This window comes from Vibrio sp. M260118 (genome assembly GCF_036533755.1).
Classification (GTDB): Bacteria; Pseudomonadota; Gammaproteobacteria; order Enterobacterales; family Vibrionaceae; genus Vibrio.
In genome coordinates this window covers 12,000-36,305 of the sequence record NZ_JATABG010000004.1, presented here as the reverse complement: position 1 = coordinate 36,305, position 24,306 = coordinate 12,000, and the positions used below count along the sequence as shown (strand labels likewise).

Annotated in this window: 18 protein-coding genes; 1 reads left to right on the top strand and 17 read right to left on the bottom strand. The window is 46.6% G+C overall.

What is annotated here, in order from left to right; translation table 11 throughout:
- From QTO00_RS00835 to secA, 6 genes are all read right to left on the bottom strand, one after another.
- Nucleotides 1-765 (bottom strand): TSUP family transporter (locus QTO00_RS00835; RefSeq protein ID WP_331422360.1); only part of this gene is annotated, 765 nt, incomplete at its 3' end.
- 181 nt (nucleotides 766-946) lie between these two features.
- Nucleotides 947-4,177 (bottom strand): carbamoyl-phosphate synthase large subunit, encoded by a 3,231-nt coding sequence (gene carB, locus QTO00_RS00830; protein ID WP_331422359.1) that lies wholly within the window; start codon nucleotides 4,175-4,177, stop codon nucleotides 947-949.
- 16 nt (nucleotides 4,178-4,193) lie between these two features.
- Complete coding sequence (carA, locus tag QTO00_RS00825; protein ID WP_331422358.1) at nucleotides 4,194-5,351, bottom strand: glutamine-hydrolyzing carbamoyl-phosphate synthase small subunit; 1,158 nt, start codon at nucleotides 5,349-5,351, stop codon at nucleotides 4,194-4,196.
- 532 nt (nucleotides 5,352-5,883) lie between these two features.
- The gene (gene dapB / locus QTO00_RS00820; protein WP_331422356.1) at nucleotides 5,884-6,693 is read right to left on the bottom strand and encodes a 4-hydroxy-tetrahydrodipicolinate reductase; all 810 of its coding nucleotides are present in this window, start codon (nucleotides 6,691-6,693) and stop codon (nucleotides 5,884-5,886) included.
- Between the two features lie 89 nt (nucleotides 6,694-6,782).
- On the bottom strand, nucleotides 6,783-7,181 hold the full coding sequence (mutT, locus tag QTO00_RS00815; protein WP_331422355.1) for an 8-oxo-dGTP diphosphatase MutT: 399 nt from the start codon (nucleotides 7,179-7,181) through the stop codon (nucleotides 6,783-6,785).
- A 61-nt stretch (nucleotides 7,182-7,242) separates the two neighbouring features.
- The gene (gene secA / locus QTO00_RS00810) at nucleotides 7,243-9,969 is read right to left on the bottom strand and encodes a preprotein translocase subunit SecA (RefSeq protein WP_331422354.1); all 2,727 of its coding nucleotides are present in this window, start codon (nucleotides 9,967-9,969) and stop codon (nucleotides 7,243-7,245) included.
- A gap of 309 nt (nucleotides 9,970-10,278) precedes the next feature.
- On the opposite strand from secA, the gene QTO00_RS00805 reads away from it, so the two are divergent.
- The gene (locus QTO00_RS00805) at nucleotides 10,279-10,737 is read left to right on the top strand and encodes a DUF721 domain-containing protein (RefSeq protein WP_331422353.1); all 459 of its coding nucleotides are present in this window, start codon (nucleotides 10,279-10,281) and stop codon (nucleotides 10,735-10,737) included.
- Between the two features lie 78 nt (nucleotides 10,738-10,815).
- On the opposite strand, the gene lpxC is transcribed toward QTO00_RS00805, so the two are convergent.
- The 11 genes from lpxC to murE form a co-directional block, all read right to left on the bottom strand.
- A complete protein-coding gene (gene lpxC, locus QTO00_RS00800; RefSeq protein ID WP_331422352.1) occupies nucleotides 10,816-11,733 on the bottom strand; it encodes a UDP-3-O-acyl-N-acetylglucosamine deacetylase in 918 nt (305 codons plus the stop codon).
- Between the two features lie 97 nt (nucleotides 11,734-11,830).
- Nucleotides 11,831-13,066, bottom strand: a complete 1,236-nt coding sequence (gene ftsZ / locus QTO00_RS00795; protein WP_331422351.1) for a cell division protein FtsZ — start codon at nucleotides 13,064-13,066, stop codon at nucleotides 11,831-11,833.
- Between the two features lie 30 nt (nucleotides 13,067-13,096).
- On the bottom strand, nucleotides 13,097-14,359 hold the full coding sequence (gene ftsA / locus QTO00_RS00790; protein WP_331422349.1) for a cell division protein FtsA: 1,263 nt from the start codon (nucleotides 14,357-14,359) through the stop codon (nucleotides 13,097-13,099).
- Nucleotides 14,352-15,134: a cell division protein FtsQ/DivIB gene (locus QTO00_RS00785; RefSeq protein WP_331422347.1), complete on the bottom strand. Its 783-nt coding sequence runs from the start codon at nucleotides 15,132-15,134 to the stop codon at nucleotides 14,352-14,354. The genes ftsA and QTO00_RS00785 overlap by 8 nt, the downstream gene beginning before the upstream one ends.
- A 184-nt stretch (nucleotides 15,135-15,318) precedes the next feature.
- Entirely contained in the window at nucleotides 15,319-16,779 is a 1,461-nt protein-coding gene (murC, locus tag QTO00_RS00780; RefSeq protein WP_331422345.1) for a UDP-N-acetylmuramate--L-alanine ligase, read from the bottom strand.
- Between the two features lie 11 nt (nucleotides 16,780-16,790).
- Nucleotides 16,791-17,852, bottom strand: a complete 1,062-nt coding sequence (gene murG / locus QTO00_RS00775; RefSeq protein ID WP_331422344.1) for an undecaprenyldiphospho-muramoylpentapeptide beta-N-acetylglucosaminyltransferase — start codon at nucleotides 17,850-17,852, stop codon at nucleotides 16,791-16,793.
- Nucleotides 17,839-19,035: a cell division protein FtsW gene (ftsW, locus tag QTO00_RS00770; RefSeq protein WP_331422342.1), complete on the bottom strand. Its 1,197-nt coding sequence runs from the start codon at nucleotides 19,033-19,035 to the stop codon at nucleotides 17,839-17,841. Before ftsW ends, murG begins: the two co-directional genes overlap by 14 nt.
- A gap of 14 nt (nucleotides 19,036-19,049) precedes the next feature.
- Entirely contained in the window at nucleotides 19,050-20,372 is a 1,323-nt protein-coding gene (murD, locus tag QTO00_RS00765; protein ID WP_331422340.1) for a UDP-N-acetylmuramoyl-L-alanine--D-glutamate ligase, read from the bottom strand.
- Nucleotides 20,373-20,386: 14 nt separating this feature from the next.
- Nucleotides 20,387-21,469, bottom strand: coding sequence for a phospho-N-acetylmuramoyl-pentapeptide-transferase (gene mraY, locus QTO00_RS00760; RefSeq protein ID WP_038202782.1), 1,083 nt, complete (start codon nucleotides 21,467-21,469; stop codon nucleotides 20,387-20,389).
- Nucleotides 21,466-22,824, bottom strand: a complete 1,359-nt coding sequence (gene murF, locus QTO00_RS00755; protein WP_331422337.1) for a UDP-N-acetylmuramoyl-tripeptide--D-alanyl-D-alanine ligase — start codon at nucleotides 22,822-22,824, stop codon at nucleotides 21,466-21,468. Before murF ends, mraY begins: the two co-directional genes overlap by 4 nt.
- On the bottom strand, nucleotides 22,821-24,305 hold the full coding sequence (gene murE, locus QTO00_RS00750; protein ID WP_331422336.1) for a UDP-N-acetylmuramoyl-L-alanyl-D-glutamate--2,6-diaminopimelate ligase: 1,485 nt from the start codon (nucleotides 24,303-24,305) through the stop codon (nucleotides 22,821-22,823). The genes murF and murE overlap by 4 nt, the downstream gene beginning before the upstream one ends.
- Nucleotide 24,306: the final 1 nt, after the last annotated feature.

Below are 24,306 nucleotides of genomic sequence, written 5' to 3'. Positions count from 1 at the left end.
CAACCAATCAGAGTGCTCTTGCCAAAGTAGCTTAGCCGCCATCAACATCGACATAGTAATCACCAAAGGTCGAATCCATTTTTGCCCTTTCGCTACCACCACTTTAGCGCCGATTCGTGCGCCGATGAACCCGCCAACCGCCATCACAAGCCCTAGCTCCCAAATAGGTAATCCGGCCAAGATAAAGAATAATAGTGCTGCAATGTTGGAGGTAAAGTTGAGCACTTTAGTCCTTGCGGTGGCATCCACAAGCGAGAAGTGTCCAAGCGCAACAAAACACACGGTAAAAATAGAGCCAGTCCCTGGGCCAAAGAAGCCATCATAAAAGCCAACACCACCACCCACTGAAAACGCAAACATCGCCTCCGATAACTTGGCATCACCACTATGCTCTTTTGTCTTTGGCATTAAAAGAAAGTAGAGGGAGATGGCAACAAGCAAGATAGGAATAAGGCTAGTGAGAACACCCGCATCGATGAACTGTACCACCTCAGCGCCTACTGCTGAACCAATAAAGGTACAGATGATAGCCAGTCGCATCTCTTTAATGCTAACAATGCCGTTACGTACAAAATACCAACTCGCAGAAAAGCTACCAAACGAACTCTGAAGCTTGTTCGTTGCAAGGGCCTGAGTCGGTGGCACACCCGCTGCCAACAGAGCCGGCAGAGTCACTAAGCCTCCTCCACCCGCCATCGCATCAATAAAGCCAGCCGCTCCGGCAACAAAGAAGAGAATGGTGAGAATTTCAAAGCTAAGTTCCATGTTCTATCAGTCAGTTATCTATATCTGACAACCAAGATAACACTATAAAAACAATTCTTTTAGAGAAACATTGTACTTAAATCCATTCCTTATTTTCATCAATTTAGACAAAAAAAGCCCGCTCAAATGAGCGGGCAATGAGGTTGTCATATAGGCTCTTTCGCGAGCCTACTGATTTTTATTACGCTTCGTTCTCAGCTACTTTAGCGTGCAGCTCTTGAACTGATGTAACCGACGTTTTCGCATCTGCTGTGTGAGCCATACAGACTGCAAACGCTGCGTTAAGCGTGGTTGTGTAGTTCACTTTCTCAGCCAGTGCGCCGCGACGAAGAACTTTTGAATCTTCAATCGACTGACGACCTGCAGTCGTATTCACGATATAAGTGTATTCGTTGTTCTTAATGCGATCTAGGATGTGTGGACGACCTTCGTGTACCTTGTTAACAAGACGAGGATTGATGCCCGCTTCACCTAGGATTACCGCTGTACCGTGTGTTGCATCTAGCTGGTAACCAAGCTTAGTTAGCTTAGATGCTAGGTCTACAACGCGCTGCTTGTCACCTTGGCGAACAGACAGTAGTGCGCGGCCACCTTCTGGGTAAACATTGCCACAGCCTAGTTCAGCTTTAGCGTATGCTTCAGCGAACGTTGCGCCAACACCCATCACTTCACCTGTAGAGCGCATTTCTGGGCCCAATAGTGGGTCAACGCCAGGGAACTTGTTGAACGGTAGTACCACCTCTTTCACTGAGTAGTAAGGTGGGATGATCTCTTTAGTGAAGCCTTGAGACTCGAGAGATTGACCTGCCATTACACGCGCAGCGATTTTCGCCAGAGGTGCACCTGTTGCTTTCGATACGAAAGGAACTGTACGTGCAGCACGTGGGTTTACTTCGATTAGGTAAACCTTGTTGTTCTTCACAGCAAACTGGGTGTTCATCAGACCACGTACACCTAGCTCAAACGCGAGCTTCTCAACTTGCTCACGCATTACGTCTTGGATTTCCTGGCTTAGGGTGTAAGCCGGAAGTGAACATGCAGAATCACCTGAGTGAACACCCGCTTGTTCAATGTGCTCCATGATACCGCCGATAACCACACGCTCGCCGTCACAGATAGCATCAACGTCAACTTCAACAGCGTCATCTAGGAAGCTATCAAGAAGAACTGGAGATTCGTTTGATACGCTTACTGCTTCGTTGAAGTAGCGACGTAGGTCTTGCTCGTCGTATACGATTTCCATCGCACGACCGCCAAGTACATAAGAAGGACGTACAACTAGTGGGTAGCCAATCTCTTTAGACTTATCAACCGCTTGCTCAAGAGTTGTTACCGTTGCGTTCTCTGGCTGAAGAAGACCTAGACGGTCAACAGCGACTTGGAAGCGCTCACGGTCTTCTGCACGGTCGATCGCATCTGGGCTAGTACCGATGATTGGCACGCCAGCGGCTTCAAGTGCACGAGCAAGTTTAAGTGGAGTCTGGCCACCGTATTGAACGATAACACCTTTTGGCTTCTCAACACGTGCGATTGCTAGTACGTCTTCCAGTGTTACTGGTTCGAAGTAGAGACGGTCTGATGTGTCGTAGTCAGTTGAAACTGTCTCAGGGTTACAGTTAACCATGATAGTTTCGTAGCCATCTTCACGTAGTGCTAATGATGCGTGTACACAACAGTAGTCAAATTCGATGCCCTGTCCGATACGGTTTGGGCCACCGCCAAGAACCATGATCTTGTCTTTGTCAGTTGGGTTCGCTTCACACTCTTCATCGTAAGATGAGTACATGTACGCTGTATCAGAAGAGAATTCTGCCGCGCAAGTATCCACACGCTTGTAAACTGGGTGGATGTCGTGAGTGTCACGCATGCGACGGATTTCGCTTTCTGCTACACCTAGAATGGTCGATAAGCGAGCATCAGAGAAGCCCTTACGCTTCATCTTGCGCAGAACGTCTTTAGTTAGACCTGCAAAACCACCCGCTTTCACTTCTTGCTCTAGTTTCACAATCTCTTCGATTTGAACTAGGAACCAGCGGTCGATTTGCGTCAGGTTAAATACGCCATCTACTGATAGACCAGCACGGAATGCATCTGCGATGTACCAAATACGATCAGCACCCGCTTCTTTTAGTTCGTGACGGATCTTAGATAGTGCGTCTGGAGAATCTAGGTCAACCATCTCGTCAAAGCCGTTTGCGCCAACTTCTAGGCCTCGAAGTGCTTTTTGTAGAGACTCTTGTTGGTTACGACCAATCGCCATAACCTCACCAACCGACTTCATCTGTGTTGTTAGACGGTCGTTAGCGCCAGCAAATTTCTCGAAGTTAAAGCGAGGGATCTTAGTAACAACGTAGTCGATAGTTGGTTCGAATGATGCTGGAGTTGCACCGCCTGTGATGTCGTTCTGTAGCTCGTCTAGAGTAAAGCCAACCGCTAATTTCGCTGCAATCTTAGCGATTGGGAAACCAGTCGCTTTCGATGCTAGAGCAGAAGAGCGAGATACACGTGGGTTCATCTCGATGATAACCATGCGGCCATCTTTCGGGTTGATGCCAAACTGAACGTTAGAACCACCAGTTTCCACACCAATCTCACGAAGTACCGCTAGCGATGCGTTGCGCATCAACTGGTACTCTTTGTCTGTTAGCGTTTGCGCTGGTGCAACTGTGATTGAGTCACCAGTGTGGATGCCCATTGGGTCGAAGTTTTCGATAGAACATACGATGATACAGTTGTCCGCTTTATCACGAACCACTTCCATCTCGTACTCTTTCCAACCGATCAGAGATTCATCGATTAGAAGTTCGTTAGTTGGAGACAGATCCAGACCACGGCGACAGATTTCTTCGAACTCTTCTTTGTTATAAGCGATACCACCACCAGTACCACCCATAGTGAAAGATGGACGGATGATACATGGGAAGCCAACCATATCAAGAACAGCGTATGCTTCTTCCATCGTTTTCGCAGTATCAGCGCGAGGACACTCAAGGCCGATTGACTTCATCGCTTTATCGAAGCGAGAACGGTCTTCTGCTTTATCGATAGCATCAGCCGTCGCACCAATCATCTCAACACCGAACTCTTCAAGTACGCCGTGCTTCTCTAGATCTAGCGCACAGTTAAGTGCTGTCTGACCACCCATAGTCGGTAGTACCGCACATGGACGCTCTTTTTCGATGATCTTACGAACGACTTCCCACTGAATTGGTTCAATGTAAGTTGCATCCGCCATGTCTGGGTCAGTCATGATGGTTGCTGGGTTTGAGTTCACAAGGATAACTCGGTAACCCTCTTCACGCAGTGCTTTACATGCTTGAGCACCAGAGTAGTCAAACTCACATGCCTGACCGATAACAATCGGGCCGGCACCTAGAATTAGAATACTTTTTAAGTCAGTACGTTTTGGCATTCTCTACTACTCCGAATTAAGCGATGTCTTGCGTGTCTGAAATAGACTGTTTGATTAGTTCGATAAAGTGATCAAATAGCGGTGCCGCATCATGTGGACCTGGGCTCGCCTCTGGGTGACCTTGGAAGCTAAATGCTGGCTTATCTGTGCGGTGGATACCTTGAAGAGAGCCATCAAATAGTGATACGTGTGTTGCACGTAAGTTCTCAGGTAGCGTTGCTTCATCAGCAGCAAAACCATGGTTCTGAGAAGTAATCATAACAACGTTACGGTCTAGGTCTTTAACAGGGTGGTTAGCTCCGTGATGACCAAACTTCATCTTCACTGTTTGCGCACCAGACGCTAGAGCTAGGATTTGGTGACCTAAACAGATACCGAAAATAGGTAGACCTTTCTCTAGGAATACTTTTGTCGCTTCAATTGCGTAAGTACATGGTTCTGGGTCACCAGGGCCGTTTGATAGGAAAACGCCGTCTGGGTTAAGCGCCAGTACTTCTTCTGCACTGGTTTCAGCAGGTACTACCGTTAGGCGGCAGCCGCGGTCAACAAGCATGCGCAGGATGTTTCGTTTCGCACCAAAGTCGTAGGCAACGACGTGGTATGGCAACTCGCTGTCGTCTTTCGCCTCAGGAAGTCCACCCGTAAGCGTCCACGAACCCTGTTTCCATTGATACGCTTCTTTTGTTGTAACTTCTTTCGCAAGGTCCATACCTTTCAGGCCTGGGAATTCTTTCGCTTTAGCTAGCGCTAGAGCCTCGTCTAAGTTGTTGCCTGCAACGATACAACCATTCTGTGCACCTTTTTCACGCAGAATACGAGTTAGCTTACGCGTATCGATGTCAGCAATGCCGACGATATTTTGCGATTTAAGGTAATCAGAAAGAGACTGTTCGTTACGGAAGTTAGAAGCGATAAGAGGGAGATCGCGAATCACAAGGCCTTGTGCGTGGATTGAAGAAGATTCTTCGTCTTCGGTATTAGTACCGGTATTGCCAATGTGAGGATAAGTTAGGGTGACGATCTGTTGAGAATAGGAAGGATCAGTGAGGATTTCTTGGTACCCCGTCATCGAGGTATTAAAAACAACTTCACCAACGGACGAACCATCTGCTCCAATGGAAACACCGTGGAACACTGTCCCATCTTCTAGGACTAACAGTGCTGATTTACTCAAGACAACCTCCAGAATAAAAATGCAAAAATAATAAATTAAACTGCAAATTTGCCTTCCTTCGCGCAATAAAAAAGCGTTATCAGGTGATTTAGACAAATTGGCGGTATTCTAATGAGATGAGGAAATTCTGTCAACAGAGTCGCAAAAATAAATTATAAATTTAGAGCCCTTAAAACAAAAATCCTTTTAAAATGGCTAAAAAGTTAAGTTTAGTCCTATTTTCACAAGGCTAAGATGAAAAATTCATGAAAGGCATCTTTTTCTCATAATCACAGATCACACTTTTTATCACGCCTTTTACGCAAACGATGAACAAGATAAATTTACTTATCATTTTGGCCAACTAATTCAAAAAACACCCCATAAAAGCCAAAAGCAACACTAAGGATAAGCATAAATATCCTACATCACTCGGTTTATATGTTGGATTCTAATCGCTAGATACAAAAAGCGCCGGGCAAGCCCAGCGCATAATTATCTATTTTTAGCGATTCCGCTTAACTCTCTAACTAGAAAACTAAGCACGACTGGCTTATAACTCGTTCAAGCCAAGTACGTCGGTCATAGTATAGAAGCCAGCTGATTTGCCATTAAGCCAAACAGCAGCTTTAACCGCACCGTTAGCGAAGGTCATTCGGTCGGTGGCCTTATGCGTTACTTCAACGCGCTCGCCAATATCAGCAAACATAGCCGTGTGTTCACCTATGATGTCACCAGCACGAATGGTGGCAAAGCCAATTTCATCTTTAGTACGCTCACCCGTGATCCCTTCACGAGCATAGACAGCAACGTCGTTGAGCTGGTTGCCCATTGCTCCAGCGATCGCCTCACCCATACCAATTGCGGTACCAGATGGCGCATCAACTTTGTAACGGTGATGGGCTTCGACAATCTCAATATCGCAGTAGTCGCCCATCACTTTGGCCGCTTTCTCTAACAGTTTAAATACAAGGTTTACACCCACTGAGTAGTTTGGCGCCATTACTACAGGAATCTCTTTCGCAACCGCGTCAATCTGCTCACGCTCTTGGTCGCTAAAGCCCGTTGTACCGATGACGATGCTCTTGCCATGCTGGCGACAAAGCTCTAGGTTCGTTAACGTACTTGCAGGTGCCGTGAAGTCGATGATGACATCAAAATGGTTAATCTCTTTTGCTAGATCGTCAGTCAGAACAACATCAAACTTACCTTCACCGCATAGTTCACCAACATCCACACCCACTAGCGAAGATTCAGGACGTTCAGAGCCCGCTCCTACTTGCGCTTGTTGATTTAAAAATGTCGCCTTAACTAGGTTGCGGCCCATTCGGCCTGCTGCTCCTGCAACTGCAATACGTACCATTGCACTTCTCCGTTTCGAATTATCTTTTTTGCCAATCCAATAAAATTAACAGTATTAATTAGCTCTGGCTAGGGAAGAGTTTGAGTGATTTAGGAAAACTCTTTCACTACTCGCTCTAAGATCGGCACATTGGCTTCAGGAAAGGCATAGTTTGCTAGCTCTTCCACATTAACCCACTCTCCTTGTTGCCCCTCTTTGCCATAAGGTTGCCCATCAAACTGAGTCACAGTAATGAAATCAAACTTCAGCGATTTATCTGGGTAATCAAACTCGAGGTGCTCAAATAGCGCTTGTTCTGTGGTAGTAATACCGATCTCTTCTTCTAGCTCACGCACCATAGCTTGTTCAATAGTTTCCCCCGGCTCAACCTTTCCTCCTGGAAACTCCCAAAAGCCGCCTTTATGTTTGTCATCTGGACGCTTAGTAATGAACACCTGCGATTTATCTTGGTTAAAGATAATTCCCGCAACAATATGAACTCTTTTCATGTGATAATTTTCCCTAAAAAAAGAGCCGCCTAAGCGACTCTTTTACTATTTGTTTTAGCAATTAGCTGATTTTACCGTGGCACTGTTTGTACTTTTTACCGCTACCACATGGGCAAGGGTCGTTACGACCAACTTTAGCACCTTCACGTACCATAGGTTGCGGAGCACCTTGGTTCTCTTCACCCTCAGATAGTTGGCTTTGCGCTGAAGCGTGTTGTGCTTGAGCACGGCGAGCAGCCTCTTCAGCTTGAGCGCGACGCTGCGCTTCCATACGTTCCACTTCTTCTTGTTGCTGGACACGAACTTTAGACAAAATGGTAATTACGTCAGACTTAAGTGCCTCTAATAGGCCTTCAAACAGTTCAAACGATTCACGCTTGTACTCTTGTTTCGGGTTCTTCTGTGCGTAACCACGTAGATGAATACCTTGGCGAAGGTGATCCATAGCAGCCAAGTGCTCTTTCCAAAGCGTATCTAGCGTTTGCAGCATTACAGACTTCTCGAAGTTACGTAGCACTTGCGCGCCAACCACTTCTTCTTTCTGCTTATAGACTTCAACCGCAAGCTCGATGATCTTCTCGCGTAGCGCCTCTTCGTATAGCTTGTCATCTTCCTCAAGCCACTGTTTAACCGGAGCTTCTAGATCAAAGTCATTCTTCAAACGCTCTTGTAAGCCTTCAATATCCCACATTTCTTCTAGAGACTGTGGCGGAATGTACTCGTCAATAACCGCAGTTAGCACGTCTTGGCGGTTTTGTTCGATCATCTCGCTAATGTCTTCTACAACCATCAGTTCATCACGTAGCTCGTAAACCACCTTACGTTGGTCGTTGGCAACGTCATCGTATTCAAGCAGCTGCTTGCGAATATCGAAGTTACGGCCTTCAACTTTGCGTTGCGCTTTCTCAATTGAGCGAGAAAGCATCTTAGATTCAATCGCTTCGCCTTCGTCCATACCGCTTTGGATTAGGCTTGCCATACGATCAGAGGTAAAGATGCGCAGTAGTGAATCTTCCATTGATAGGTAGAAACGCGATGAACCAGCATCACCCTGACGACCAGAACGACCACGTAACTGGTTATCGATACGGCGAGATTCGTGACGCTCAGTACCAATGATGTGTAGACCACCCGCTTCTAGGACTTGGTCGTGAACCACTTTCCAGTCTGCTTTGAGCTTATCGATCTGCTCTTGAGTTGGATTCTGAAGTTTTTCAACTTGAGCTTGCCAGCTACCACCCAACACGATATCGGTACCACGACCCGCCATGTTGGTCGCGATTGTTACTGCACCCGGAGTACCCGCTTCAGCAACGATTTCCGCTTCTTTCTCGTGGAATTTCGCGTTCAGTACGTTGTGTTTGATCTTAGCTTTCTTCAAGGCATTCGATAGAAGCTCTGATTTCTCGATTGAAACAGTACCTACTAGTGATGGCTGACCTTTAGCAACACGGTCTTTGATGTCTTCGATAATCGCGTTGAACTTGTCAACTTCAGTACGATAAACCACATCTGGCATATCGTTACGGATCATAGGTTTGTTGGTCGGGATAACGACCGTTTCTAGACCGTAGATCGATTGGAATTCGAATGCTTCAGTGTCAGCTGTACCTGTCATACCTGACAGTTTTTCGTATAGACGGAAGAAGTTCTGGAAGGTGATCGATGCCAGTGTTTGGTTTTCGTTCTGGATCTTAACGCCTTCTTTTGCTTCAACCGCTTGGTGAAGACCTTCAGACCAACGACGACCTGGCATTGTACGACCAGTGTGTTCGTCAACGATGACCACTTCACCATCTTCGTTAACGATGTAATCAACGTTCTTTTCAAATAGAACGTGCGCACGCAAGGCTGCGTTTACATGGTGTAGTAGGCTAATGTTCGCTGGAGAGTATAGAGTGTCTCCCTCTTCCATCAGGCCGTTTTTAATCATCAGATCTTCGACAAATTCTTGACCCGTTTCGGTTAAGTGAACTTGCTTAGACTTCTCATCAACCGTGTAGTGACCATCACCACGGTACTCTTCTGAATCTTCTTTATCCTGCTTTTCAAGCTGAGGGATCAAAGTGTTGATACGGATGTATAGCTCAGAGCTATCTTCCGCTGGGCCTGAAATAATGAGAGGAGTACGGGCTTCATCGATAAGAATCGAGTCAACCTCATCGACTACGGCAAAGAAACGCGCACGTTGAACACGGTCTTCAGCACGGAAAGCCATGTTGTCACGTAGGTAGTCAAAACCAAACTCGTTGTTTGTACCGTAAAGAATGTCCGCTAGGTAAGCTTCTTTTTTCTCTTGCGGTGGCATGTTTGGCACGTTTACGCCAACCGTCATACCTAAGAATTCGAATAGAGGGCGGTTAGTCTCCGCGTCACGCTTAGCTAGGTAGTCGTTGACAGTCACGACGTGCACGCCTTTACCTGGTAGTGCGTTCAAATAAGCTGGTAGCGTCGCGGTTAAAGTTTTACCTTCACCAGTACGCATCTCTGCGATTTGGCCTGCGTTAAGAACCATACCACCGATAAGCTGCACATCGAAATGGCGCATGCCATATACACGCTTAGACGCTTCACGTACTGTTGCAAATGCTTCTGGTAGGAGTTTATCTAGAGTTTCACCCTGTTCTAAACGCTGACGGAACTCAACGGTTTTCGCTTTTAGCTCTTCATCAGAAAGCGCTTCAAACGTTGGCTCGTAATTATTGATCTCTTTTACAATTTTTCTCAGGCGACGCAGGGTTCGGTCATTGCGACTGCCAATCACCTTTGTCAGTAGCTTAGTAATCATTTGCTATGAATCTCTCTATACTCAGATCGGGCCCGATCTACTTTTAATGCCTTCAGTCTCAACTAAGAATACTGGTTAAATCACTTCCCTCAGATATTGTGCTGAGAGCCATAAATTTCAAGGCTTAATAATACTTTTAGTGGCGCATAGTTTATGAAATTTTGCGGCGTACAACCAATAACAAGGTGATTTGTTTGAAGCACTCTTTATTTTTTCCCGTTATATGGCGGAAGTTTATTCGTATTGTCCTCTATCTTCACACTCTAGCATTGACTAAAATAGAGCGAGTAACTTGATTAGAGGCTCGAAATGAGAGACCACCGCCCCACTTTAGGTGATGAGATAATTGCCGATTCTGCTCTTTCTCGCATGCAGCAACATGCGAAAGAGATCAGTTTGCTCAACAAAGAGTTGAAATCGATCCTTCCAAGAGGGACGGAAGATCATTGCCGGGTGGCAAATATTCGCGAGAATCAACTGATCATTGAGGTGGCCAGCGCGAGCATCAAAATGAAACTCGATTATGAACGGCTAAATATTTTAAACCAGTTACGTTCCAAAGGGTTTGCACGTCTCATTGCTATCACCCTTCAGATCAATCCAGAACTCTATCGAGCAAAAGAGCGTAAAGACCAACAAGCAAAACCGAGAGATCCCATCTCTGAAACCGCCGCTCAGTATCTGGAGATGATCGCAAGTGGTGCATCACCTAAGGTCAAAGCACGATTAGAGAGCTTAGCAAAATTGGCGAACAAGGCTGAGAAGTAGAGCTGAGTAGTCGTAAATGCTGAAGGTTGAAAAACAAAAAAGCCAGACTTTCGACTGGCTTTTTCAATCAATCTTTATTTATGCCATAACCATATTTGGTTCAGCAAATGCAACTGGCGAAGTTGCTTCTTCTTCGAAGGTTACCCACTCCCAAGCTTCTTGATCAGCAAGAACAGAGCGTAGTAGTTGGTTGTTTAGACCGTGGCCTGATTTAAATGCACGGAACTCACCAATAATTGGGTGGCCACACATGTATAGGTCACCAATCGCATCCAGAACTTTGTGAGTCACGAACTCGTTGTCAAAACGAAGTCCTTCTTCGTTCAGAATACGGTACTCGTCCAGTACGATGGCACAATCGAAGCTACCACCTAGACACAGGTTTTGCGATTGTAGATATTCGATATCACGCATGAAACCGAAAGTACGTGCACGTGAAATGTCTTTAACGAAACCTTGAGATGAGAAGTCAAATAGCATGTGCTGTTCGTCAGACTCAATCGCAGGGTGGTTAAATTCAATTTCGAAATCCATACGGAAGCCGTCGAACGGTACAAACTCAGCCCACTTATCACCATCTTCAAAGCGGACTGGCTTTTTGATGCGGATAAAGCGCTTCAGTGCATTTTGCTCTTCGATACCCGCTTGTTGTAGCAGGAATACGAACGGGCTAGCACTACCATCCATAATTGGGATTTCTGGCGCGTCGACTTCAACAACAATGTTATCAATACCCATACCCGCAAGAGCTGCATTTAAGTGCTCTACAGTAGAGATACGTACGCCTTCGTCATTAACTAGTGCAGTACATAGCATGGTGTCGCGAACAGAAGCAGGATCCGCAGGAAAATCAACCGGAGGATTTACGTCGGTACGGCGGTACACAATGCCAGTATTTGCAGCAGCAGGGCGAAGAGTAAGCGTGACTTTACGACCAGAGTGGAGACCCACACCAGTTGTTTTCACTATTTCTTTCAGAGTACGTTGTCTGATCATCTACTTTGCCTCAGTAAAAATGCTACAAATGACGGCCAATGGCGACATTGACCGTGCATGCTACCACAAAATTGAACAGTGTCAAATTGCGGTTACTTTAATCAGCTTGACGACGTAAGAACGCAGGGATATCTAAATAACCGCTTTCTTTATCTGCTTTTGGTGCTGCTGCACTTTGACCTGCACCAGAACTCGACGGTGTTGACGTCGTTGGCTGAGGAGTCACCTGAGGTTTCTCTTGCAAAGTTGGTGCCGCTTTTTCTTCCACTTTATTGACAGTCTGCTGAGTTGGCGCTGTCTGTGGTTGAGATTGTGGCTGGGCAACTGGAGCGACTTTCGCTTTACCACCCGCAACTAGAGTAATATCTGGTTTCTTCTCATTGCCAATGCCTGTAGCAACAACTGTTACGCGGATTTCATCAGCCATATCAGGGTCTAATGAAGTACCAATTACAACAGTTGCGTTATCAGAGGCGAACGCTTTGACTGTGTTACCAACGACTTCGAACTCGTCTAGACGCATGTCTAGGCCAGCTGTGATGTTGACAAGCACACCACGCGCACCAGCAAGATCGATGTCTTCTAGAAGTGGACTAGAGATTGCCATCTCTGCCGCTTCTTCAGCACGATCTTCGCCTTTAGCAACACCGCTACCCATCATGGCATGACCCATTTCTGACATCACTGTTCTTACGTCAGCAAAGTCGACGTTAATCATGCCTGGACGAGTAATCAGCTCGGCAATACCTTGTACTGCATTCTTCAATACATCGTTCGCGCTAGCAAAGGCTTCTAGTAGAGTAATTCCACGGCCTAATACTTTAAGTAGCTTCTCATTTGGAATCGTGATCAGCGAGTCCACATGCTTAGAAAGCTCTTCGATACCTTGCTCAGCAAAAGCCAAACGCTTTTTGCCTTCGAAGCTAAACGGTTTGGTAACAACGGCAACCGTTAAGATACCTAACTCTTTAGCAACTTCTGCGATTACAGGAGCTGCACCTGTACCAGTACCACCGCCCATACCAGCTGCGATAAATACCATATCGGCACCGTTTAGCTCTTCTTTAATGCGATCGCGATCTTCGAGAGCTGCGTCACGTCCTACTTGAGGGTTCGCACCTGCACCAAGACCTTTGGTCATATCACCACCAATCTGAATAACACTATTCACACTGGTTTTACGAAGCGCCTGAGCATCAGTATTAATACTAATAAACTCAACACCTTCGATGGACTCACGTACCATGTGTTCAACGGCGTTACCGCCACCGCCACCAACTCCAACGACCTTAATTACTGCATCGTCAGACATTTCCATCATCGGTTCAAACATGTGTTATCTCCGTTTTTCCTGTTGCTCAGGTTAAAACTCTTTTTGTATCCAATTACGCAAACGTCCAAATAGTCCCGTTACTGACTGGCGAGCAGGCTCACTGTACTCAGTATCGTCGTTAATTTGGCTATCCCTTGCATAATGGAGTAGACCAACTGCCGTAGAATGGTACGGCTCTTTTACATAATCTGTTAAGCCGCTTACCTCTAGAGGCTTGCCGACTCTGACTTGGTTGCGGAAAACGCGTTCCGCACACTCGATAAGTCCTTCGGTTTGTGCCGCTCCACCAGTGAGCACCACACCCGCTGCCAGGTGATGTTTGATCCCTTCTTCGCGCAGCTTCTCTTGAACTGTATCGATGGTTTGGTTAACCAGTCCCATTAGCTCAGTATAACGAGGCTCAATCACTTCAGACAGAGTTTGTCGCTGTAAACTTCGTGATGGGCGCCCGCCGACGCTAGGAACGTTAACCGTGTCATCTTTACTAACCAGCTCACTAAGAGCACAGCCATATTTAACTTTAATCTCTTCCGCATCGCTAACCGGCGTTCCGAAAGCAAACGCAATATCACTTGTTACTGCGTTACCAGCGTATGAAAATACTTCTGTATGGCGCAAAGCTCCGCCTGTCCATATAGAAACATCCATTGTGCCCGCACCAATGTCGACCACACATACACCTAATTCACGTTCATCTTCTGTGATAACAGCATTACTTGCAGCTAATCCAGAATAAACAAGGTGCTCTACTTTCAGCCCGCATCGCTCTACGGCTTTAATAATATTCCTTGCCATATCGCTATGACAAGAGATGAGATGCACGCTAACTTCCATGCGCACCCCAGATAAACCTAGCGGATTTTTAATCCCTTCTTGGTAATCAATTGTAAATTCTTGAGGGATGACATGAAGAATTCGCTGTTCATCACCAATTTTAATTGATTTTGCCGTATGAATCGCACGATCCATATCTTCTTGAGAAACCTCTTCATCAGAGATAGTTCCCATGCCTTTTTCAATACGGCTCGCAATGTGACGCCCTGAGAGCGAAATAAAAACATTGCTAATTTGGCACTCTGCCATCAGTTCAGCTTGGTCAACTGCTCGCTGGACTGACTTAACCACCGATTCAAGGTCGTTTACACCACCTTTATCCATCCCGCGGGACGGACTACTGCCTGCGCCAATAATATTAATTTGACCATCAGGCAATACTTCGCCTACGAGAGCCGACACAGTGGCAGTGCCTATATCAAGACCAACAATAATGTTGTCATCAGCGGTCTTAGTCATCTGTAGTCTCTTGTCCTAACTCGTGTTCTGGGAACCATCCAATTGATGCTCCCGTATCATACCTGAGGTCTATGTAGCTCACTTTTTGAGTATCTTGCCCTAGCTTTTTATACAGCGAGACAAAGCGAGCAATACGCTCTTCTAACGACTCTTTACCCAGTTCTAAACGGATACCGTTATCAACAATGATCTGCCAAGCTCGGCGATCATTAAGAACCAGTGAAGTAATCGTTAGATTTAAGGCTTCAAACTTAGGGCGAATATCGCGCCATACCTGAAGCACTTCTTCATTGGTACCTTGCGGTCCATATAACTTAACCCGTTCTTCTTCCAGCTGACCTATGTCACCATCAAAAACCTGTCCATCATCATTGAGCAGAGAGATACCATTCCAGATAGCTTCTGCATGATGCTCAGTAAGAAAAACTTTGACGGTGTCTGGCCACTGTTTGCGAATAGAGGCGTGAGAAACCCAGGGGATCGATTCCGCCATGCTCTGCAATACATCCACATCTTGCGACATAAATGTACCTACGTGTTCAAGACGAGAAAACGCTCGTTGAACATCTAAAGCAGACACATAGTGTAATTCACCCTGGAGCACGATTTTTGAAAGGGGAAGACGCTGGTCATCCCACATCCATGAAATCGTCGAGTAGAGGAGAGAGCCTATCAACAACAAGACCACCAGTAAGAAACTGCCACCTAGGGCGTGATCTCTTAGTTGTGGTGCAGAAGTTAAACCGCGGCCTTCATTAAAAGCACTTTTAATCAAAGTCCCTAATCCTTGCCATTAGCTCGCTTATCTATCCCTATCTCAATTCGTATATAGAGGCAAAAGCACTTACTTTAACCTTCGGATTATACTGGCGTCCCAAAAAGTATCAAACACTGAAAGTGATAAATCACAACTTAAACTGCAATAAGTGACATAAATAGCTAAAAATCTATGTTTTAAACTATGCCTGACTCATCTGTTCAATGTTTAATTCAAAAGCGGCTAGCTGTTTAGCCACCTTACCGACATCACCCGCACCTTGAGTTAATACTAGGTCACCATCTTGTAAAACATTAGCGAGAACTGAAGGTAACGCCTTGGTTTCTGGAACAAAAATCGGATCTAGTTTACCTCGACTGCGAATGGTGCGGCATAACGCACGCCCATCAGCGCCTGCAATCGGCTTTTCACCCGCAGAGTAAACGTCCAGCATGATTAAAACATCTACCTGTTCGAGCACATTGGCAAAATCATCATACAGATCGCGAGTACGGCTGTACCGGTGCGGTTGGAAGATCATCACTAGTCGCTTCTCTTTCCAGCCATTACGTGCCGCTTGGATAGTCACATCAACCTCTGTTGGGTGATGACCATAATCATCGACAAGCATTGCACTACCATTGCCAGTGTCAAATTCACCGAGGTGATCAAAGCGGCGACCTGTACCTTGTGTTCCCGCCATAGCATTCATGATTGCTTCGTCGGAGATATCATCTTCTGTTGCGACAGCAATTGCCGCTGAAGCGTTTAGCGCGTTATGACGGCCAGGGATGTTCAGGGTGATATCGAGATCCGCTTTACCTTGGCGGATAACCGTAAACTTACCTTGCTGGCCTTCTTGTCGATAGTTGTCGATACGCACATCAGCATCTTCAGCAAAACCATAAGTGATCACTTGACGACTGATGCTAGGGATTAATTCTCTTACGACAGGATCATCAATGCAAACAATAGCTTGGCCATAAAATGGCAGATTATGTAAGAAATCGATGAAAGTTTGCTTTAAGGTCTCGAAATCACCACCGTAAGTATCCATGTGGTCAGCTTCGATATTGGTCACGATACTAACCATTGGCTGTAAATGTAGGAACGAAGCGTCACTTTCATCAGCCTCAGCAATAAGGATTCGGCTTGAACCTAAGCGAGCATTGGTACCTGCACTCTTAACCAGACCACCATTAACGAATGTTGGATCTAGACCTGCTTCTGAGTAGATCTGAGTGACTAGCGCTGTGGTTGTGGTTTTACCGTGCGTACCTGCTACAGCGATACCGTGGCGGAAGCGCATTAACTCGGCCAACATCTCGGCGCGGCGAACAACGGGAATTCGCGCCGCTCTTGCTGCGATAATCTCAGGGTTTTCTTCGTTGATTGCCGTTGAAACAACGACTACGCTCGCCTTAGCGACATTCTCTTCTACATGACCGATATATACCGTCGCGCCTTTTTGCGTCAAACGCTCTGTTACTGGGTTTTCAGCAATATCAGAACCAGAAATTTGATAGCCTTCATTAAGCAGTACCTCAGCGATACCGCTCATGCCAGCACCGCCAATACCAATGAAGTGAATACATTTCACGCGGCGCATCTCTGGCACCATTGCGCGAATTTGGGCTAAATCTTGAGTATGTTGAATTGTCATGAATCTTCTCGTTATTTCGTTAGTGCGACAATTGCTTCCGCTACCACTGTGTCTGCATCTAACTTCGCCGCCTCGCGAGCTCTGCTTGCCATTATTAATAGCTTACTACGGTCTAGAGTCTGGATCTCAGACACTAACTTATCTACCGTTAGCTCGGGCTGTTCTATCATTTTTGCTGCACCGCATTCTACCAGATGATCAGCATTTAGCGCTTGCTGTCGATCTTTGTGCATAAATGGGATGAAAATCGCCCCCACTCCTGCCGCTGAAACTTCTGAAACTGTTAATGCTCCTGAGCGGCAAACTAGCAAATCTGCCCAGTTATACGCTTCCGCCACATCATCAATGAACTCAGTGACTTGTGCATTCTGCACCTGGTTGGCTTGGTACGCCTGCGCCACTTCATCTCGATTGTTTTTACCCGCTTGATGGAGAATATCAAATTGCTCACCTAGCTTAGCCATTGCTTCGGGCAAGGTTCGATTGAGAATCTGTGCACCTTGGCTGCCACCCATAACCAAAATACGGATCTTACCGTCGCGATTCGCCAAACGTGCCTCTGGTTGTTGAATCGCAACCACGTCTTCACGAACTGGGTTTCCAACCACTTCAGCGTTGGGAAAAGCGCCCGGAAACGCTTGAAATACTTTTTTAGCTATTTTAGACAGCCACTGATTAGTTAGACCTGCGACCGCATTTTGCTCGTGCAGCACAACAGGAATACCAAGTAGCCAAGCTGCGATACCACCCGGACCACTCACATAACCACCCATACCCAGTACTGCGTCAGGCTGCCACTGCTTCATGTGTGCTTTGGCTTGAAGGATCGCATTAACGATCTGAAAGGGTGCTTTAATCAGGCGTGCAATTCCTTGACCGCGTAGACCTTTTACCTTGATAAAATCTATCTCGATGCCGTGTTTGGGAACAAGGTCAGCTTCCATACGATCAGCTGTACCTAACCAGCGAATCTCCCAACCTTGAGATTGAAGCTGCTTGGCGACGGCTAGACCAGGAAATACGTGACCGCCAGTACCACCAGCCATCACCATTAATCGTTTATTCTTTTTCATCGTTTTCTATATTTTGTTGTGTTTCTGCACTGACTAAACGGCACTCATGATCAATGCGTAGCAGTATCGATACCGCAACCGACATAATGATCAAACTTGAACCACCGTAACTGATCAAAGGCAGTGTTAAGCCCTTGGTCGGCACCATACCCGCTGCTGCACCGACATTGACTAACGTTTGGAATGCAAACCAAATACCGATACCAAATGCAAGGTAGCCGCCAAACAGTTGGTTGGCATCGAACGCTCTACGTCCAATATAGACCGCCTTTAATACCAGGCTAAATATCAGCATCAGCACCAGTATCACACCAACGTAACCAAGCTCTTCAGCCAAAACGGCAAAAACAAAGTCAGTATGCGCTTCCGGTAAATATTCTAGCTTCTGGATTGAGTTACCTAGACCTTGTCCAAACCACTCACCGCGACCAAATGCCATTAACGACTGAGTGAGCTGATAACCGCTACCAAACGGGTCTTCCCACGGGTCTAAAAATGAGGTCACACGCCTCATACGATATGGCTCAATGTAGATTAGCGTTGCAACCGAGAGTAGCCCGACCACCATAAGTGCTAAGAATTGAGTCAGCTTCGCCCCGGCAATAAACAGCATGCCGAATAGAGTCACGAGCATAACCACAACCGTACCTAAGTCAGGTTGTAGCAATAGCAAACTCGCTAAGGTGCCAAAAACAATAATGGGTTTTATGAAGCCACCGAAGAAGCTCGATCTCACCTCTTCGTTTTTCCGCACCAGATAACCCGACATGAAGATAAACAGTGACAACTTAGCCACTTCCGCGGGTTGTAAGTTAAATAGCCCGAGCGGAATCCAACGTGAAGCACCGTTTACAGATTTACCGGCAACCAGTACCACAAACAGGAGGAATATCGACAAGAACAGCAGCCAAGTACTGTACTGAGCCCAACGTTTCGTCGGTATCTGCAATATGACGGCGGAAGTTGAAAGAGCCAGGACGAGGAAAATCGCATGGCGGAACATGAAATGGAACGGTTGATCAGTTAAGCGTGAGCTAATTGGAAATGAGGCAGATGTCACCATCACCAAGCCCGTAAGCATTAGGCCAAGTGAAATCCATACCAATTGACGGTCAAACAAAGCTTCAGGAGACGCTGTCGTCACCCAACGTTTTATACTGCCAAAAATGTGTCGAATCTGCATATTTCTCGGTGTTATTAAGCGTAAGCCTTTGCCAACTCAGTAAATGCGTCACCGCGAGCCATAAAGTTTTTGAACTGATCAAAACTCGCGCACGCTGGAGACAGTAGCACCATATCACCGGATGAGACTTGAGGGGCAACCCATTGAACGATTTCGTGCATGGTATCAAAACGTTTCGCACTAGAGTGTAGCGACATAAACTGTTCGCCATCTTCACCGAAACAGCACAACTGTACGTTAAGCGACTGTAAAATAGGTGCAAGTTCAGAAAAATCTGCCCCTTTACCATCGCCACCGACTAAAAGATAAAGCTTACCTTCAAGGGTTAAACCCGAAAGTGCCGCGATGGTGCTAGCCACATTGGTCGCTTTAGAGTCATTGACCCACTTAACACCGTGATTTTCGGCAACGACTTGGCATCGATGTGTTAAACCTTGGTAGGACTTAAGTGCAGGTAGGCCCTTGGCGATATCGACTCCAGCTTGATCAAGCAGCGCTAACACCACCAAAGCGTTAGCCACATTATGTCGACCGACAAGAGAGAGCTCTTGGCTTGCACAGAGCGGCTTTCCGTCAATCGCTAGATACTCAGTTGAGTTTTGCTCAAGCAGTGAAAATCGCGCTGGTTTAGTAAGGCTAAACTCAATAAGACTCGCCTCCTGCTCTGGGTAGGTCACCGGGTCATCAGCATTCACAACACAAGCATTGGCGTTTTTGAATATGCGCAGCTTAGCTTGGCGGTAGTCTTCCATCCCTTCATAGCGATCCATATGATCTTCTGAAAGATTAAGGAATGCCGCTGCTGTAGGTGCTAAAGATGAAGTTGTTTCGAGCTGGAAACTAGAGAGTTCCAATACGTAGAGATCAGCTTGCTCTTCAAGCAAATCAAGCGCTGGCACACCGATATTGCCACCAACACCGACTTTCAAACCTGCTGCTTTCGCTACTTGCCCAGTCCAGTCTGTCACTGTGCTCTTACCGTTAGAGCCGGTAATTGCAATCACAGGTTTATCAACAGACCAAGCAAACAGCTCAATATCACCCACCACCGGAATATTAGCCTCAATGACCTGCTGAATCTCAGGCAGCGCAAGTGCAATCCCCGGATTAGTGACCACCAGATCCGCTTCCATCAACCAAGCTTGATTCCAGCCTCCGCAGTGCAGTGCCACAGCTTGAGGTAACGCGTCACTACCCGGAGGGTTTTCGCGCGTATCTATCACGCGAATATCAAGGTTTTTGGGTAAGTTTTGTAAGTGCTTAACGACAGAGAGCCCGGTAATCCCGAGCCCTACAACCACCACTTTCTCAATACCTTGCCAGCGGTCAATGGTCATTACTTATGATTTCCTTATCGAACTTTAAGAGTCGCTAGACCAATCAGAACTAGAACAATAGAGATGATCCAGAAACGCACAATCACTCGTGGTTCAGGCCAACCTTTTAACTCATAGTGGTGATGTATCGGAGCCATGCGGAAAATGCGTTGACCACGAAGTTTGTATGAACCAACCTGAAGAATCACCGATAGGGTTTCCATCACGAACACGCCGCCCATGATCACCAGAACAAACTCTTGGCGAACCAACACCGCAATTGTGCCTAACGCACCACCTAAAGCGAGTGAACCAACATCGCCCATAAAGACTTGCGCTGGATATGTGTTGAACCATAAAAATCCAAGGCCAGCTCCAACGATCGCCGTACACACTACCACCAGCTCAGAAGCCTCAGGGATGTATGGAATATGAAGATAGTTAGCAAAGTTAACGTTACCGGTCGCCCAAGCAATAGCTGCAAAACCAGCTGAAACAAGCACGGTCGGCATAATGGCTAGACCATCAAGGCCGTCAGTTAAGTTAACGGCGTTACTGGTTCCGACAATCACAAAATAGGTAAGGACGATGTACAGCAAACCTAGCTGAGGCATCACCTCTTTAAAAAATGGCACGACGAGTTGAGTCGCTGCAGTATCTTTGCCGTGAACATAAAGTGCAAACGCAACCACCAAGGCAACCGCCGATTGCCAAAAGTACTTCCAACGCGCGATCAAGCCATCGGTATTTTTGCGTACCACTTTGCGGTAATCATCAACAAAACCAATCGTACCGTAGCCAAGCAGCACAGCAAGCACCGCCCAAACATATGGGTTAGAGAGGTCGGTCCAAAGCAGCACAGTCGTCACTATCGCAGTCAAAATCATGATACCGCCCATCGTTGGCGTACCACGTTTACTAAAGTGAGATTCAGGCCCTTCGTTACGTACCACCTGACCAATTTGCAACAGTTGCAAACGGCGGATCATAATCGGTCCCATCCACAGTGAAATGCCTAGTGCGGTCAACACACTGACAATTGCACGAAACGATAGGTATTCGAATAATCGGAAGAATGAAAAATATGGCTGTAGCAGCTCTGCGAGCCAAATAATCATGTGTACATCTCCTTGACAGCAGCAGCGATCTTACTCATTCCCGCACTGTTTGCCCCTTTGACTAACAATGTTTGCGGTTGTTGATGCTGTTCAATCTGCTGTTTTATATAATCAATCATGCTTTGGTGATCTTCAAAGTGAATACCACCGCACTCGTCACTGATCGCTTTCGCATCAGCCCCATAAGTAAGCACGTGTTCAAATTTGAATGGGGCAGCATGTTCCCCGACTTGACGGTGAAGTGCAAGACTTTCATCACCTAACTCAGCCATATTGCCCAAAATTAGCCAGCGAACTCCCGAAAAACCCGCTAACAGGTCAGCAGCCGCTTTCATCGCTGGAACACTAGCATTGTAGCTGTCGTCAATTAGTTTGATGCTTTCATTCAGTTCAATCAGTTCAACTCGACCCTTTACTTTACCAAGTTGAGCCAAGCCCGTTTTAACCATCTCAAGCGAAGCACCAAGTTCCAGAGCAAGTGCCGTTGCTGAAAGCGCATTGGCAACGTTATGTTGACCTATGATACCTAGTTTGACATCAACTGAGCCGAACGGTGTCACTAGCGAGAATTGCGCTTCACCAATCTCATTGAGGGAAACATTATCGGCATAAAAATCTGCTGACGAGTCATTCACCGAGAAAGTTTTTACCGTTTTATCAGCTAACACCTCTTGCCAGTAGTCGCCACCATTACTGTCTAGATTTACAACGGCTACTGCACCTGGTTTTAAGCCTTGGTAGATTTCACCTTTGGCTTGCTTAACCCCGTCCATAGAGCCAAAGCCCTCAAGGTGCGCTGCTGCAACGTTATTGACTAGAGCAACATCAGGCTGGACAAGTTGTGTGGTGTAAGCAATCTCCCCTATGTGATTGGCGCCCATTTCAATCACAGCGAAATCATCTTCAGGAGTGGAACGCAGCAGCGTTAGTGGCACACCGATATCATTATTAAAATTGCCAGCAGTGAAGAGTACGCGCCCCTTCTGCTCCATAATGCTAGCAACCATCTCTTTAACTGTGGTTTTGCCGCAACTGCCTGTGATCGCAACAGTAGGCGTTAAGCAGGTTTGATGCACTAACGAGCCTAAATGGCCTAGTGCAAGCTTGGTATCTTTAACTAGCAGTTGAGGCACATCTGCCTCCACAACCCGGCTAACGAGTAGTGCACCTGCACCGGACTCTACCGCTTGAGCAACGAAATTATGGGCGTCAAAACGCTCACCAACCAGAGCCACAAACAGCGCTTGTGGCTCAATGGCACGGGTATCGGTTGAAACTGAGCTGATCGCCATATCGTTACCAATCAGTTCGGCATCTAAAGCTTCAGCAATCTGGCTTAACATCAAAGAGATCATGCGTTTTTCTCCAACAGTCGCTTCGCTGATTCGCGATCAGAGTAGTGAATCGTCTCACCCGCCATCACTTGGTAATCTTCGTGGCCTTTACCCGCGAGTAGAATAATGTCGTCAGGCTGACTGTTATCTAGTGCATACTTGAGCGCATCAAAACGATTGTGTTCAACAATTGCAGTTTGCGGACTTTCCATCCCTGCGAGCATATCTTGCACAATAGCTTGAGGAGACTCACTGCGCGGATTGTCATCAGTGAGAATCGCGTAGTCAGCCAAGCGCTCACCGATCGATGCCATCATCGGACGCTTACCTTTGTCGCGATCGCCACCGCAGCCAAAGATTGCCCACAGTTTGCCTGTGCAGTGAACCCGAAGCGCTTGGAGTGCTTTTTCCAGTGCATCTGGCGTATGGGCATAATCGACAACAATCTTAGCTTTGTCTTGGCTAGCAAACAGCTCCATACGACCAATAACAGGCTTTAACGAGGATGCGGTATCGATCAGTTGCTGCTTATCGATCCCAACACTCAACAAGGTAGTCATCGCAAGCAGGACATTGTTAGCATTAAACTCACCGATTAAAGGCACTGACAGACTTCCACAGCCAAATGCACCTTCAAAGCTCAGCTCGATACCTGATTCAGAATAGTTAACCTGCTTTGCCCACACTGCTTGTGGATGCTCGCTAGGTTTAAGAGTCACGGCAATTGCATTATCTAAACGCTCAAACCAAGTCGCACCAACAGGATCATCAATGTTGATCACCGCTTTTTTACAGTTGTGTTGGTCAAAAAGAGAGAACTTAGCTTCAGCGTACTCTTCCATCGTGCCGTGGTAATCTAGATGGTCGCGGCTCAAATTGGTAAAAGCACCAACCTCAAACTGGAGCTCTTTCACTCGCCCTTGAACTAAGCCGTGAGACGAGACTTCTAGCGCAGTATAGTCTGCGCCTTGGCTCTCTAATGCGTGAAGAGTTTGCGCGATCTCAATTGCGCTGCCAGTCGTGTTCTTTGCCACCTGAAGATCATCTAAAAAGCCGTTGCCCGTTGTGCCCATTACCGCTGCTTTGCGCTCGACAAGTTCTAACCACTGAGCGATCAACTGGGTTATCGTGGTTTTACCATTGGTACCGGTTACCGCTATCAGCTTGTTGTCCACTAATGGATATAGACGCAGAGTAAGCTGTGATAGATGAAGGCCTAATCCGTCAAGGTAGATGACAGGGACAGCACCAAGCAGCTCAATCTTTCCATGCGGATGATCGTCACAAGCCTCAGCAATGACTGCGCTCGCTCCCTGCTCTACCGCAGAGGCAATGAAACGTCGGCCATCAACAGCATGACCTTTGACTGCCACAAATGTTGTGCCCGTGGTAACCTTTCGACTATCAAGTTCTAGGTTCTGAACAACTAAATTCGCTTCTACACGGCCTGAGATATCTAACCATGGAGAGAGCAAAACCGCTAAGGTCAGTTCCTTCGACATT